Genomic DNA, 13,728 nt, shown 5'->3' on the forward strand with positions numbered 1-13,728 from the left:
AAACACAAAGAGTCAAGGCGCCTGTCCGAGGTGAGTTCCTTTCGTCTTAACGTCCCGCAGACCGGTGCCCCGCGGCGATTTCTTGCGCTGGAAAGTTCGTAATTACCGACGGGCGGAACCATACTTGATTAAAAAACAAACACATCACTGGTCAAAAATCACGCACAATGCGGCGTTTCCCAGAAAAAACCATATCGATTCAACGGGAATGTTGTATTCATGCTGACTTTCTTGAAGTTACGGGGGTTCTTCCGGATTTCGCTCGCCAGTGCCGCGCTCTTCGCGATCGGTAGCTGGCAGACCGCGTCCGCTGCTGCCCTGCCCACGGCCGAGGACCTGCACCGCCTCGCGCCGGCGACCAATACCGAGACCCTGCGCCTGGCGCTCAGTGCGCTGCAGTGCGCCAGCACCCAGTTGGGCGGCCAGAACCGCCTGCTGACGGTGATCGATTACTCCAAGCCATCCCGCGACAAGCGCCTCTGGGTCTTCGACCTGAAGCAGCGCAAACTGCTCTTCGAGGAGTGGGTCGCCCATGGCAAGAAGAGTGGCGACGACATGGCCACCTCCTTCTCCAATCGCCCGGAGAGCTTCCAGTCCTCCATCGGCCTGTACCAGACCGGTCAGACCTACAGCGGCAAGCACGGTCGGTCCCTGCGCCTGCTGGGCCTGGAGCCGGGCTTCAACGACAACAGCGAAGAACGCGCCATCGTCATGCATGCCGCCGCCTACGCCGACCCGAAGGTCGTCCCCGGCCTCGGCCGCCTGGGCCGCAGCCTCGGCTGCCCGGCGGTGCGCCCGCAGGTGGCGCAGAAGCTCATCGATACGGTAAAGAACGGCAGCTACGTGTTCGCCTACTACCCGCAGCAGCAATACCTGAAAACCTCGCAATTCCTCGCCGGGCAGAGCTGCACCGTGGCGAAGAACCCGCAGATCAATCGCTACGCCACCAACCTCGCCAAGCGTTGATCGCTGCCTGCCCCTGAAACGAAAAACGCCGGCTGATGCCGGCGGTTTTCGTTTCAGGGGCTGCGGGGCTAAGCCTTCACCCCCTCCAGGATTTCCAGGATCGCGCGCACGTCCACGGCATCCATCTGCTCGGGCTGGAGGAAGCGCTCGCCGTACTCCCGGTAAACCCCCTGGCTGATGAACAGGCGGAACAGGTCGGCGTCGATGTGCTGGTCGCGGGCCATGAAGGCGAGGATCTTCAGTGACTCGGACAAGGTCTTCGGCGCCTTGTAGGGACGGTCGGCGGCAGTCAGCGCCTCGAAGATATCGGCGATCGCCATCACCCGCTCCGGAATGCTCATCTGCTCACGGGACAGTTTGCGTGGATAGCCGGTGCCATCCATCTTCTCGTGGTGGTTGGCGGCAATGGTCGGCACACGGCGCAAATGACGCGGCAGCGGCAGCGGCAGGGTGGTGAGCATCATCAGGGTCTGGACGATGTGTTCGTTGATCTTGAAACGCTCCTCCTCGGTCAGCGTGCCACGGCGAATACCCAGGTTGTACAGCTCACCGTAATTGCTCGCGTAAGGCGGCAGACGCATGTCGAAGCCCCAGATATTTCGCGGGTCGTCCTTCACCACCGGCGGCTTGCGCTCGCCCCAGGGCACTCGGTGTTCGGGCTTGTCGGCGAGGAGGAACTCCTCCGCCGGCAGCGGCCGTTCGGGCCGCCCCTGCAGCCGCTCGGCTTCATCGTGGGAGATACCCAGGCGGTCATCGAAGTAGCGCAACCAACGACGCTCGCCGATCTGCCTGAGCCGCTCGATATCCTCGTCCTTCATGAACTCGCCGCCGACGTTGGCCTGGGCGACGAAGGCGTAGTCCTCGCGCAACGCCTCATGCAGCGCGTCGCGGCGCGCGGCCAGCAGACCAATGTCGTTGCCTGCGGCTATGCCGCGCCAGTAGTCCAGCTCGATGTCGCGCCAGACCACCTCGAAACGCGTGCGCACCTCGTGCAGACGGTTGTACAGCGTTTCCAGCTTGGTCGCCTTGTCCACCACGTATTCGGGACTGGTGACCTTGCCGCAGTCGTGCAGCCAGGCGGCGATCTGGAATTCATAGCGTTCCGCATCGCTCATGGTGAAGCCGGCGTACTCGCCATCGTGCGAGTCGATGACCTTCTGCAGCAGCAGGTCGGCCAACTGCGGTACGCGCTCGCAGTGGCCGCCGGTATAGGGGCTCTTGGCGTCGATGGCGTCGGCGAGGAGCTTGATGATCGCATCCAGCAGGCGCTGTTGGGCCTCGATCAATTGGCGGGTCTCGATGGCCACGGCGGCGGCGCCGGAAAGCTCCTCGACGAAGCGTTTGAATGGTTTGCGTGGCTGCAGGCTGTGGGCGCCCTCCTCCGCCAGCTGCAGGACCAGGATGCCCAGCAGCTCGTCCGAACGATTGCGCAGCGAAACCTCCAGGAACTGCCCGCGATTGGCCAATGCCAGGTCCACCCGCTGGGCCAGCTCCGCCTCGGTAAAGCCCTCGATCAGCATGGACTGCGGGTACTGCTCGCCGTTGACCGTGCAGGCCAGCCGCAGGCGGCACTCTTCGTCCTCCAGCAGGTAGACAGCGCCGCCCATCACGCCGGTGGCCTCCACCAGGCGCGAGAGCACGCCCTCGAGCATGCTTTCCAGGCGCGTCTCGCGGCTCAGGGTCAGGGTAATGGCCTGGAAGTTGTGGATGGTGCGCGACATGCTTCCCATGACGCTGCTCAAGTCGCGGACCTCGGCGATCTTTGACTCCACCCCCACCGGCCGGGCGAAATCGAACGCCGCCAGGGCGCCGACCTGATCGGCCAATGCGGTCAGCGGCCGGGCAATACGCCGGCCGATGTACCAGCCGATCAGCAGCAGAACCAGCAGCAAGGTGCCGCTCCACAACGCCTGGTTGAACAGCAACTGGCGGGCGCCGGCCAGCAACTCCACAGCGGGAATCGCGATAAGCACCCGCACTTCGTTGCTGGTGAAGTTCGACAGCGGCACCCAGATGCCATACCAGTCCTCGCCGTTCACCTTGTACGACTGCGGTGTACCGGAGGGCACGGAATTGGCATTCAGTTCGCTCAGGCTGGGCACCTTCAGCTCGTCCAGCGTGGCCAGTCGCAGTTGGTCGCCTTCACGGACCATCAGCTTGGAGAGGTCCGGATAGGCGATCACCGTGCCCTTGCCGTCCACGACCGCCAACTCGGTGTGGGCTGTCTGGCGCAGGTCGCCCATCTCGCCGCCCAGGTCGTTCACCGAAGCGTCCATGCCGATCACTGCCGCGCCGTCGACGCTGCGGTGGGCCAGGGTCAGGCCAATCTCGCGGGTGGTGAAGAAGACGTAGGGCTGGGTGAGTACGGTCTTGCTCGTCGCACGAGCCTCCGTGTACCAGGGGCGTTGTCGAGGGTCGTACTGGTAATCCGGCCGCTCCTGTACACGCAGCAGCCGCAGTTCGCTGTCGTAGAAACGCCACTCGCCGAGCAGCCCGCCCTGGCCGTTGAGCGTCTGGCTCTGTACCAGGTACTTGGCCGCGTCGGGCGCCTGGAGAGCACGGCGCACCTCGGGTACGCGCAAGGCGCGGATCAGCAGGAACTCACCATTCGGGTAACCGATGTACACCGCGCTCAGGGTGCGGTTGGCACGCAGGTTCTCCACCAGCATCGGCAGGCGATCGAGGCGCGCCGGCAGGTTGTCCGTCTGCGAGATGGGGTCGTGGGTGAGCAGCCGCAGCGCGCTTTCCGCCGGGTCGATAAGGCGCCGGATACGCTCGTTGATGGTCGCGCCCAACTGGCTGGCCGACTCCCCGGCCGCCGTCACCAGCGCGCCTTCTACCCCTCGGTAGCCCTGGATCAGCAGGGCCCCCGCCAGCACCAGCATGCTGGCGATGATGGCGCCAGCCACCAGCAGCTGCAGCGGAATACCCCGTTCGAATGCCTTCATCCTTTACCAGCCTCTGTCCGTGGAGCTGTAGCGATAGCCGCTGTCGAGCAGTTCTTCCGCCACGGGTGGCGGCGCATTGTTACGCATGATCCGGGCCAGAGTTCCGTCCAGCCACAGTGTTTCCATCAGGCGCATCCATTCGGCGCTTTGCGCCGGCGTGAAGCGCTTGCGCGAAAGCATCAGGTTATGGGGAGTCGCCGGCCCGGGGATCACATCTACCACATGGAATCGCTCCCGTTGGCGACGGTCCTTCACCGCGCCTTCGAGGTTCATCTCATGGCCTATCACGCCTTCCACATTACCGTTGAGCAACGCGGTGAAGCGGCTGGCGTCGTCCTTGTATTCCACTACCCGACCTTCCGAGCGGAGGATACGCAGCATGCCGTCGATGTAAGGCCCATGGCGGTAGCCGGCAATTACTCCCAGGCGCGCACCGGGCATATCGTGGAAGGCGTCCAGGCTGTTCATGTCCCCCAGATCGTCGCGCACAATCAACTTGTTGCGCATATAGAGATACGGCAGCAGGTAGGTGTAGGCGCGCCGCTGCGGCGTGGCGACGCCGCTGGTGCCCATCTGCAGGTCGCCGCTCTCCAGCAATTGCCAGATTTCATCGCGCGGGCGAATCGAGATCTCGAACTGGCAGCCGGTGCGCCGAGACAGCTCGGCGATCAGGTCGGGATCGATGCCGACATCGTCATGGAAGAACACCACGTTGCGGGTATAGGCGATGGCAATCGGCTGCTCACAGCCGTAGCGATCCTCGGCCATGGCTTCCGCACACAGCCATGCGGCCGGGGCCAGGACCAGCAGTTTGCGCAACCGTGGATGAAGTGCCATTGAACCGCTCCGCACGCGGTATCGGCCTCAGGGGGGAGCACGGCGAGATCGCTCGTCTTCGGCGGGGGAGTTACAGCCATCACATGAGTGTAATCCGGCTTCACCAAAGCGCCGGAGAATCGCGCAGAGAAATGTCATTTCGTCGGATTTCGGCAGAACGATGTGACTCAGCCGCCCACTGGCAGTTGCAGGCGCCGAACCACCCTGCTTAACTCTGGCCCAAGCGTGACCAATGAGTCACGCAGCGCAGCCAACAATGATTCCCGCGGCAGCTGTCCCCCGAGCCGCACCTTCCCCCGCCTGATCAGAAGCCAATCTTCCGCGCCCCCAAGGGCTTCGGAACGCTGTCTTTTGGTGTCGTAAGCATTTGAAAATCAAGAGATTGTTAACTTTCGTCGAGTGACATGAAGCTGTCACGTCAAGACGCTTTCCTCTGCCTGGGTACTTTCTTCGCATCCGATGGTGGATGCGCACCATGACCTGCGTCTGGAGGAATACGACATGAGGCCGGAAACCGCCGTCGTCGAGATTCAGCAACACCGGGTACACACGGAGTTTCACGCCAACAGGGAAGCGCGGCAGACCATCATCCTGGTCAACGGCTCGCTGGCAACCACCGCCTCCTTCGCGCAAACGGTGAAATACCTGCAACCGCACTTCAACGTCGTCTGCTACGACCAGCCGTACGCGGGCCGGTCGAGGGCCCACAACGACTGCCGCGAGCTCATCACCAAGGAGTACGAGGCGCAGCTGCTGCTCGGCCTGATCGAGCACTACCAGGCCGACGTCGTCATGTCCTTCTCCTGGGGCGGCGTCGCCACCCTGCTGGCCCTGGCCGAGCGCCCGGCGCGAATCCAGAAGGCGGTGATCAACTCCTTCTCGCCGCTGCTCAACGCCTCGATGCTCGACTACCTGCACCGCGGCCTGGACTACCTCTCCGCGTGCGATCGCACCAACATCGGCAACCTGGTCAACGACACCATCGGTCGCTACCTGCCGCAACTGTTCAAGCGCTACAACTTCCGCCACGTCGCCGGTCTCGACGAGCACGAATACCAGCAGATGCACTTCCACGTCTGCCAGGTACTCAAGCTCAGTGCCGAGAGCTACATGGAGAAGTTTGCCGCCATCGACATCCCGCTGCTGTTCATGAACGGCGAGCTGGACATCTACACCACCCCGGCCGAGGCCAAGCTGTTCCAGCAACTGATCCGCGACTGCGAATTCCGCACCATCCGCAACGCCGGCCACTTCATCGACGTGGAACACAAGAAGGCCTGGCAGGAAACCCAGGACGCCCTCCTGACCTTCCTCCAGCCGCAGCGCCACCCGGTCCTGGCCAACCCCTACCTGCCCAGCAGCCAGGGCGTGCCAATCGCCGCCATGGTGGGCTGATGCAGCCAGCGCACACAGCCGGGGGCCGGCCCCAGACCTTCCGCCCCCGGTTTTTCATTGCGCCACCGTGTTCACGAATGCCATCCACTCGGCACGCCCGATAGCCCAAGGCTTCACTAAGCCTCGCCCTTCTGGTAAAAAGGCACCCCCAAGCGGGCGTCGTATAATGGCATTACCTGAGCTTCCCAAGCTCATGACGAGGGTTCGATTCCCTTCGCCCGCTCCAGAATCCCCAGCAAAAGCCCCCGGCAGCGTGAGTTGCCGGGGGCTTTTGTGCTTTTGGCGCCGCCAAACCGGCTCTTGTAGAATCCTCGGCATCCCTACAGCCCGGATCCTGCCGTATGCCCGCCTCCGCCCCGCACCGGCAATCGCTGTCCTGGCTCCTGCTCACCATCTTCTTTCTACTGGTCCGTCCCGCCTGGGCTGCCCAGGTGGTAGATGCCGCGAGCGTCACCACCCAGCCCCTGACGCTGACCACCTATGTCTCCGTCCTCGAAGACCCGAGCCGCAGCCTGACGCTGGCGGACGTGCAATCCTCTGCGCAGCAAGCCCGTTTCAAGGCCGATCAGCCACCCGGCAGTGCGCTGGCGATGGGATTTACCCGCTCGGCGTTCTGGCTGAAGTTGCAGCTGAGCAATCCCGGCGATGCCCCGTTGCAGCGCCTGCTGGTGGTGGAGAACCCGCGCATCTCCCATGTGCAGATGAACATCCCGCAGGCAGATGGCAGCGTCAGGACGATTAACACCGGCAGCGACGTCCCGCAGAGCAACAAGGTCTACCCGAACCGCAACTTCGTCTTTCCGCTGAACCTACCCGCGCACTCCGAACAGGTGCTGTACCTGCGGGTCGAGTCGAGTATCGGCCTGCTGGTGCCGCTGCAGTTGTGGCCGGTGAAGGCGTTCTCCATCTACGAACGCGACGACTACACGGGCAAGGCCTGGTACTTCGGCATCGCGGTGGCGATGACTCTGTTCAACCTGATGCTGCTGTTCGCCCTGCGCGACCCGATCTATCTGCTCTACGTGGTCTTCGTGAGCTGCACGGCCGGGGCGCTGGCGATCAAGAACGGCCTTGCCCCGGACTGGTCGATCTTCGGCGAGCCGCTCAATTCCAACGTGGTCTACTACTCCGGCGTGTCGATGGCCCTGGCCGCGCTGTTGCTGTTCGCCCGCCGGATGATGCAGTTCGAGCGGATACTGCCGCGCCTGGACCGGGTACTGCGCTGGATGATCCTGGCCTATCTGCTCAGCCCCGTCGCCTATGCGCTGGCGCTGCCATATTTCTCCCGCGCCGGCATCCTGCTGAACTTCGCCACGGCGGTCATCCTGCTCATTGGTGCCGGCGTTGCCGCCTTCAAGCGCCAGCGCAGCGCGTTCTTCTTCCTCGCGGCCTTCGCGCTGCTGATGCTGGGCGGAGCGATGACCTCGCTGCGCGCCATGGGCATCGTGCCGACCAACCTGTTTACCGTGGACGGCCTGCAACTGGGGTCGGCGATGGAAATGATCGTGCTGGCCTTCGCCCTCGCCGACCGCTTCAACGTCATGCGCCGGGAGAAGGCCAGGGTGCAGGAGGAATTGATCCGTACCCAGCAACAGCTTGTGGATAACCTGCGCAGCTCCGAGCACGAGCTGGAACTGCGCGTCGCCGAGCGCACCGATGAACTGCGCGAGCTGAACAACCAGCTGGAGGCCATGAGCCTGACCGATGCCCTCACCGGCATTGCCAACCGGCGCCGCTTCGACCAGCTACTGGAGCAGGAATGGGGCCACGCACGTCGCTCCGGTGAGGCTCTGGCCCTGGCGATCATCGATGTGGACTGGTTCAAGCGCTACAACGACCACTACGGCCACCCTGCCGGCGACGCCTGCCTGCGCGACATTGCCCGGACGCTGGCGACCACGGTCAACCGCTCCACCGACCTGGTGGCGCGCTATGGCGGCGAGGAGTTCGTTTTCCTCGCACCGATGACCGACCTCGCCGGCGTGCGCGGCATGGCGAACAAGTTGCTGCAAGCGGTGGAAGCACTCGCCCTGCCCCACGAGCTGTCGCCGTTGGGGCGGGTGAGCGTGAGCATTGGCGTGGTAGCTGCGGTACCGAGTTCGGAATGCTCCGCCGAGATGCTGGTGCAGCAGGCGGATGCGGCGTTGTATGAGGCGAAGAAGCAGGGGCGCAATCAGGTAGAGGGCTGACAGGCAGTCGATCGCTCCGCCGTCCTACACCCGGCTCAGCACTTTCATGGTGGTCGCCGAACATTTCAAGTGCAGGCTCGCTGGCACACCTGTATCCTACTGGATACAGCTGCAGCATGACCTATCAGCTAAAGCAAACTGCCCAGTTTGATCACTGGCTTTCTGAGCTCCGCGACCCCCGCGGGAAAGTCGCAATCCTGCGTCGACTGGAGCGTATCCGGTCCGGTCATTTCGGCGACATCCGCTCGGTGGGCATCGGCGTCTCGGAAATCCGACTGGATGTCGGCCCTGGCTATCGCGTCTACTTCACGCGCCGTGGCGACGTGCTGATCCTGTTGCTGTGTGGCGGCGACAAAACTTCCCAGCAGCGCGATATCAAGCTGGCGCAGCAGCTGGCGGGAGCAATTGAATGACCATTGAACTGAGCGACTTCGACACCAGCCACCACCTCGACAATGAGGAGGTCATTGCCGAATACCTGTCCCAGGTCCTGTCTGACGGCGATACCGATGAGCTGCTGCTCGCCATCGGCAACATTGCCAAGGCGCGCGGCATGACCAAGATCGCCAATGACTCGGGACTGGGCCGGGAGAGCCTGTACAAGGTCTTTGCGCCCGGAGCCAAGCCGCGCTTCGAGACGGTCATGAAGGTCATGCGCGCGCTGGGTGTCGAGTTGCAGGCAATTCCCGCCAGCAGCGGGAAATGAGGGACAGTCCCGTCCCCGCCCCGTCACTTGCTCATGCCCCCGCCTTCACTCCATCCCTCTCCTTCAGCAACGCCTGAATCACCTGCTCCTGTTCCTCATACCCACCCTCCCCGATCGACAGATGGCGCACGCGTCCCTGGGCATCGATGAAGTAATGCGCCGGCCAGTACTGGTTGGCGAAGGCGTTCCAGATGCGGTACTGGTTATCCAGCGCCACGGGGTAGTGGATGTCGTGCTGTTTCACCGCTTCGCGAACGTTGGCGGGTACGCGTTCGAAGGGGTACTCCGGGGTATGCACGCCGATCACCACCAGGCCCTGGTCGGCGTACTTCTTCGCCCAGGCGTTCACATACGGCAGGCTGTGCTGGCAGTTGATGCAGTCGTAGGTCCAGAAGTCGATCAGCACCACCTTGCCGCGCAGGTCGCGCAGGCTCAGTTCGGGGCTGTTGATCCACTCCACCGCGCCTTGCAGTTCGGGAGCCGGGCCGAGGTCGGGCAGGCGTTCGGCGCCGTGGGCCATGTCGCCGGGCATCAGTTGGCTGATCAGCGCGGGCACGCCATCGATGACCTTGCGCTCCAGACTGTTCACCAGGGTGGACGAACTGCCGGAAGCCAGTTGTGCGCTGGTGCCGCTGGCGATGCCGACCACGGCCAGCAGGGCGAGTACACCAGTGGCGCGGCGCAGGCCTTCGATGACGGCCATGCGCGGCCGCAGCTGCTGCATCAGCCGGCGCCCGGCGAAAAGCACGATACCGAGCACGGTGGCACTGCCCAGGCCGTAGGCAAACAGCAGCAGGCTGGTCTGCGCGCTCGGGCCTTGCAGCATGGCGCCGGAGAGAATCAGCCCCAGCACCGGGCCGGCGCAGGGCGCCCACAGCAGGCCGGCGGCAAAGCCCATCACCCACGCGGAGAAAGCCGGCGGCATGCGCCGGGCTTCACCGTGCAGACGATCGCCGATCCAGGCCCAGGGGCGCGCCAGCCAATCGCTGAAGCGCGGCCAGAGCAGCGCCAGTGCAGAGACCGACAGCAGCACCAGCGCAAACCACCGGCCCCATTCGCTGGCGGCAATCACCCAGTTGCTGGAGACGGTCGCCAGGCTCGCCAGCACAGCGAAGCCGCTGGCCAGGCCGAGCAGCGTGACCCACGGCGACCACGCCGGGCCGCCGGCGCGCTGCAACAACAATGGAAGCACGGGAAGGATGCAGGGGCTGAGCAGGGTCAGCGCCCCGCCGAGAAAGGCGATGAGCAGCATGGAAACCTCGATGGGCCGCCGGCCCGTGGGCTTTTTCTGGAGTGAACAGCGGGAAAAAACGCCGCGGCCATCCGTGGCTGCGGCTCAGGGGAATCAGCCGCCTTCGTTGCAGTCGGTGGCGAACTTGCGGTAGGCCAGGCTGTGCGGCTGGCCGTGGGAATCCAGGTAATCCATGCGGGCGTTGACGATGCCGCAGTCAAAGGGCGACGCGGCCTCTTCCTGGATAGCAACGACCTTCTTCACGTCCAGTTTCTGGCCGTAGTGATACTGCTCAACGGGCTGCGTATCGGCGGCCTGGGCACCAAAGCTGGCGAAGGCGGCGAGGGAAGCGAAGAGGCAAGCGTTGGCGAGCTGGATGGCTTTCATGGGGTTCTCCTGTCCTGTGTCGGGTTTGGCCGGCGAGGGCTGTGTGCCTCGCCGTTGGTGCCCATTTCACGTTCAGGAGGTATCGGGCTTGTGTCGCGCAGGCCCTTGGTTTGCTGCGCCGGGTATCGGAGGCCGGCCTGGATACAGTGGAATACAAAGCACGGCAGGCAAGCGTGGCGCTGCGCTATAAACTCGCCTCAACCCACTGTGAATGAGGCACCGGCATGGACCATGTCGATCACGTACTGATCGTCGACGACGACCGCGAGATCCGCGAGCTGGTCGGCAACTACCTGAAGAAGAACGGCCTGCGTGTGAGCCTGGCGGCGGATGGCCGGCAGATGCGCGCCTTCCTCGACGCCAATTCGGTCGACCTGATCGTGCTCGACATCATGATGCCCGGCGACGACGGCCTGAAGCTGTGTCGCGAGCTGCGCGTGGGCAAGCACAAGTCCACACCAGTGCTGATGCTCACCGCGCGCAACGACGAGACCGACCGCATCATCGGCCTGGAGATGGGCGCCGACGACTACCTCACCAAGCCCTTCTCCGCCCGTGAACTGCTGGCACGAATCAACGCCGTGCTGCGCCGCACGCGCATGCTGCCGCCGAACCTGCAGGTCAGCGAGGCGAGCCGGCTGATCGGCTTCGGCCGCTGGAAGCTGGACACCACCGCGCGCCACCTGCTCGATGAAGACGGCACCCTGGTCGCCCTGAGCGGCGCCGAGTACCGCCTGCTGCGCGTGTTCGTCGATCATCCGCAGCGTGTGCTCAGCCGCGAGCAATTGCTGAACCTCACGCAAGGCCGCGAGGCGGACATCTTCGATCGCTCCATCGACCTGCTGGTCAGCCGCCTGCGCCAGCGCCTGCTGGATGACGCCCGCGAACCCGCCTACATCAAGACGGTGCGCAGCGAAGGCTACGTCTTCGCCCTGGCCGTCGAACTGCTCGAGCCCAACGCATGAAATCCGTCCTGCACTGGCCACGCACGCTGGCCGCACGCCTGGCGCTGATCTTCCTCGCCGGGCTGGTGTTCGCCTACAGCCTGTCGTTCTGCTCGCAGTTCTACGAGCGCTACCAGAGCGCCCGCAGCATGATGCTGGGCAACCTGGAAACCGACGTCAGCACCGCCGTCGCCCTGCTCGATCGCCTGCCGCTGGACGAGCGCGAGCGCTGGCTGCCCATGGTGCAGCGGCCCAACTACCGCTACCGCCTGGATGGCGGCCAGCCCGGCGAGCCGATGAACATGGCGCAGGCGCCCATGGCGGCGACCTCCATCGCCGACGCCATTGGCCCACGCTACGGGCTGCGCTTCGAGAACATCCCCGGCTCGATCCCGCACTTCCAGGTGCACCTGAAACTGGCCGACGGCATGCCGCTGACCATCGACGTGACGCCCAAGGGCGTGCCCGTGGCGCAATGGCTGCCCTGGGTACTGATCGTCCAGCTGGCGTTGCTGCTGTTCTGCACCTGGCTTGCCGTGCGCCTGGCGATTCGCCCGCTGACGCGGCTGGCCCAGGCCGTGGACCACCTCGACCCGGACGCCCCCGCGCCCGAGCTGGACGAGCGCGGCCCCAGCGAAGTCGCCTACGCCGCCCGCGCCTTCAACGCGCTGCAAGGTCGTATCGGCGCGTACCTCAAGGAGCGCATGCAACTGTTGGCGGCCATTTCCCATGACCTGCAGACGCCCATCACGCGGATGAAACTGCGCGTCGAGCAGATGGACGACTCGCCCGAACGCGAGCGCCTGTGGAGCGACCTGGAAGAGATGCAGCACCTGGTCCGCGAAGGCGTGGCCTACGCACGCAGCATGGACGGCGCCAGCGAGGCGGCGGTCAAGGTCAACTTCGATTCATTCCTCGACAGCCTCGTCCTCGACTACCAGGACAGCGGCCAGGCCGTGGAGCTTCAAGGCAGCAGCAACGTCGTGCTGGAAACCCGCCCCCACGCGCTGCGCCGGGTGCTCACCAACCTGGTGGACAACGCGCTGAAGTTCGGCGGCGCTGCACAGGTACAAGTCGAACGCGATGCCCAGGGTGTCGTGTGTATCCGTGTGCTCGACGACGGCCCCGGCATCCCCGAGGAAGAACTCACCGAAGTGGTGAAACCCTTCTACCGGGTGGAAAGCTCGCGCAACCGCGGCACCGGCGGCACCGGCCTGGGGCTGGCGATTGCCCAGCAACTGAGCCAGGCCCTGGGCGGCACGCTGAGCCTGTCCAACCGCGCCACGGGCGGGCTGTGCGCGCAGCTGGAATTGCGCCCCGCCAGCTGAGGCTGCGCTTGAGCGAGATGTACACAGAGATACAAGACGGCCTTCCCCGGACACATCCGGTATAAAGCCCCTCGCCAAGATGGCTCCACGAACAGCGGCGGCAACCCGCCCGCCGCGTTCCCCAAAGGAGCCTGCCATGAACCGTCCCGCCGAAAACGCCAGCCTGCATGGCTGGCGCCTGTTCTCCCTGCTGTCCGCCCTGGTGCTGCTCGCCACCGCATTGGCCCTGTGGAGCCAACCGCAATGGGTCGAGGCCCTGCGTAGCGCGATCCGTGTCACCGCCCGCACGTCCTTCGCGCTCTTCCTCGCCACCTTTCTCGCCTCGTCCCTGATGGCATTGGTACCGAGCGGCTTCACCCGCGGCCTGCTGCGTGAGCGACGCTTCCTCGGGCTGGCCTTCGCCTTCTCCCACGCCGTGCACGCGGTGCTGATCATCCTCTATGTGAAGTTCTTCCCCGAGACCTTCTGGCACGGCCGCAGCGCCACCGCGAACATCCCCGGCTCCGTCGGTTATGTCTTAATCATCCTGCTGACCCTCACGTCTTTCCCCTACGCAGTGAGACTGCTCGGCGCCCGTGCCTGGAAACTGCTGCACAGCACCGGCACCTGGGTGATCGCCGGAGTCTTCCTGCTCTCCTTCTACAAGCGCCTGCCGATGGGCTCCTGGTACCCGCTGGGCTTCGGCCTGATCTTCAGCGCCATCGCCTTCAAGCTCGTCGCCAAGCTGGCCGTGCGCCTGCGCCGTAGCGCACGCCCCGCGCTGCCGAACGCCTGAGCCTCGACTTCATCGACGACCG

The 13,728-nt window shown here is 64.5% G+C and carries 12 protein-coding genes and 1 tRNA gene; 9 read left to right on the forward strand and 4 right to left on the reverse strand.

The genetic code is table 11. The features are described 5' to 3' along the window. Positions 1-219: 219 nt before the first annotated feature. On the forward strand, positions 220-966 hold the full coding sequence (locus tag A6723_RS21525) for a murein L,D-transpeptidase catalytic domain family protein (RefSeq protein WP_054911262.1): 747 nt from the start codon (positions 220-222) through the stop codon (positions 964-966). 68 nt (positions 967-1,034) lie between these two features. Here A6723_RS21525 and A6723_RS21530 read toward each other — a convergent pair whose 3' ends face one another. Further along, positions 1,035-3,914 (reverse strand): HD domain-containing phosphohydrolase, encoded by a 2,880-nt coding sequence (locus A6723_RS21530; protein WP_064979856.1) that lies wholly within the window; start codon positions 3,912-3,914, stop codon positions 1,035-1,037. Positions 3,915-3,917: 3 nt separating this feature from the next. Next, complete coding sequence (locus A6723_RS21535) at positions 3,918-4,751, reverse strand: ABC transporter substrate-binding protein (protein WP_054911177.1); 834 nt, start codon at positions 4,749-4,751, stop codon at positions 3,918-3,920. A 501-nt stretch (positions 4,752-5,252) separates the two neighbouring features. Here A6723_RS21535 and A6723_RS21540 point away from each other — a divergent pair. The 5 genes from A6723_RS21540 to A6723_RS21560 all read left to right on the forward strand — a co-directional run bounded on the left by A6723_RS21540 (position 5,253) and on the right by A6723_RS21560 (position 9,041). Then, a complete protein-coding gene (locus A6723_RS21540) occupies positions 5,253-6,146 on the forward strand; it encodes an alpha/beta fold hydrolase (RefSeq protein WP_054911181.1) in 894 nt (297 codons plus the stop codon). Between the two features lie 152 nt (positions 6,147-6,298). Further along, positions 6,299-6,372 (forward strand) — tRNA-Gly (locus A6723_RS21545). A gap of 115 nt (positions 6,373-6,487) precedes the next feature. Beyond that, on the forward strand, positions 6,488-8,335 hold the full coding sequence (locus A6723_RS21550; RefSeq protein ID WP_054910554.1) for a diguanylate cyclase: 1,848 nt from the start codon (positions 6,488-6,490) through the stop codon (positions 8,333-8,335). Between the two features lie 116 nt (positions 8,336-8,451). Next, a complete protein-coding gene (locus tag A6723_RS21555; protein WP_054910555.1) occupies positions 8,452-8,748 on the forward strand; it encodes a type II toxin-antitoxin system RelE/ParE family toxin in 297 nt (98 codons plus the stop codon). Then, the gene (locus A6723_RS21560) at positions 8,745-9,041 is read left to right on the forward strand and encodes an addiction module antidote protein (protein ID WP_054910556.1); all 297 of its coding nucleotides are present in this window, start codon (positions 8,745-8,747) and stop codon (positions 9,039-9,041) included. The genes A6723_RS21555 and A6723_RS21560 overlap by 4 nt, the downstream gene beginning before the upstream one ends. Before the next feature lie 31 nt (positions 9,042-9,072). On the opposite strand, the gene A6723_RS21565 is transcribed toward A6723_RS21560, so the two are convergent. Both A6723_RS21565 and A6723_RS21570 read right to left on the reverse strand, forming a co-directional pair. Next, entirely contained in the window at positions 9,073-10,293 is a 1,221-nt protein-coding gene (locus tag A6723_RS21565; RefSeq protein ID WP_054910557.1) for a cytochrome c biogenesis protein DipZ, read from the reverse strand. 93 nt (positions 10,294-10,386) lie between these two features. Beyond that, positions 10,387-10,659, reverse strand: coding sequence for a DUF2790 domain-containing protein (locus tag A6723_RS21570; RefSeq protein ID WP_024767565.1), 273 nt, complete (start codon positions 10,657-10,659; stop codon positions 10,387-10,389). A 224-nt stretch (positions 10,660-10,883) separates the two neighbouring features. On the opposite strand from A6723_RS21570, the gene A6723_RS21575 reads away from it, so the two are divergent. From A6723_RS21575 to A6723_RS21585, 3 genes are all read left to right on the forward strand, one after another. Beyond that, complete coding sequence (locus tag A6723_RS21575; RefSeq protein ID WP_024767564.1) at positions 10,884-11,624, forward strand: response regulator; 741 nt, start codon at positions 10,884-10,886, stop codon at positions 11,622-11,624. Further along, entirely contained in the window at positions 11,621-12,931 is a 1,311-nt protein-coding gene (locus A6723_RS21580; protein WP_082450851.1) for an ATP-binding protein, read from the forward strand. Before A6723_RS21575 ends, A6723_RS21580 begins: the two co-directional genes overlap by 4 nt. A gap of 136 nt (positions 12,932-13,067) precedes the next feature. Beyond that, positions 13,068-13,706, forward strand: coding sequence for a ferric reductase-like transmembrane domain-containing protein (locus A6723_RS21585; RefSeq protein ID WP_054910558.1), 639 nt, complete (start codon positions 13,068-13,070; stop codon positions 13,704-13,706). Positions 13,707-13,728 lie beyond the last annotated feature (22 nt).

Origin of the sequence: Pseudomonas sp. AU11447, from assembly GCF_001672555.2 — a bacterium.
GTDB classification, from domain to species: Bacteria; Pseudomonadota; Gammaproteobacteria; order Pseudomonadales; family Pseudomonadaceae; genus Pseudomonas; species Pseudomonas nitroreducens.

Bases quoted from the DNA above. Each gene is read 5' to 3' on its own strand.
- A6723_RS21525 (WP_054911262.1), top strand. From the start codon at position 220: ATGCTGACTTTCTTGAAGTTACGGGGGTTCTTCCGGATTTCGCTCGCC.
- A6723_RS21530 (WP_064979856.1), bottom strand. From the start codon at position 3,914: ATGAAGGCATTCGAACGGGGTATTCCGCTGCAGCTGCTGGTGGCTGGC.
- A6723_RS21535 (WP_054911177.1), bottom strand. From the start codon at position 4,751: ATGGCACTTCATCCACGGTTGCGCAAACTGCTGGTCCTGGCCCCGGCC.
- A6723_RS21540 (WP_054911181.1), top strand. From the start codon at position 5,253: ATGAGGCCGGAAACCGCCGTCGTCGAGATTCAGCAACACCGGGTACAC.
- A6723_RS21550 (WP_054910554.1), top strand. From the start codon at position 6,488: ATGCCCGCCTCCGCCCCGCACCGGCAATCGCTGTCCTGGCTCCTGCTC.
- A6723_RS21555 (WP_054910555.1), top strand. From the start codon at position 8,452: ATGACCTATCAGCTAAAGCAAACTGCCCAGTTTGATCACTGGCTTTCT.
- A6723_RS21560 (WP_054910556.1), top strand. From the start codon at position 8,745: ATGACCATTGAACTGAGCGACTTCGACACCAGCCACCACCTCGACAAT.
- A6723_RS21565 (WP_054910557.1), bottom strand. From the start codon at position 10,293: ATGCTGCTCATCGCCTTTCTCGGCGGGGCGCTGACCCTGCTCAGCCCC.
- A6723_RS21570 (WP_024767565.1), bottom strand. From the start codon at position 10,659: ATGAAAGCCATCCAGCTCGCCAACGCTTGCCTCTTCGCTTCCCTCGCC.
- A6723_RS21575 (WP_024767564.1), top strand. From the start codon at position 10,884: ATGGACCATGTCGATCACGTACTGATCGTCGACGACGACCGCGAGATC.
- A6723_RS21580 (WP_082450851.1), top strand. From the start codon at position 11,621: ATGAAATCCGTCCTGCACTGGCCACGCACGCTGGCCGCACGCCTGGCG.
- A6723_RS21585 (WP_054910558.1), top strand. From the start codon at position 13,068: ATGAACCGTCCCGCCGAAAACGCCAGCCTGCATGGCTGGCGCCTGTTC.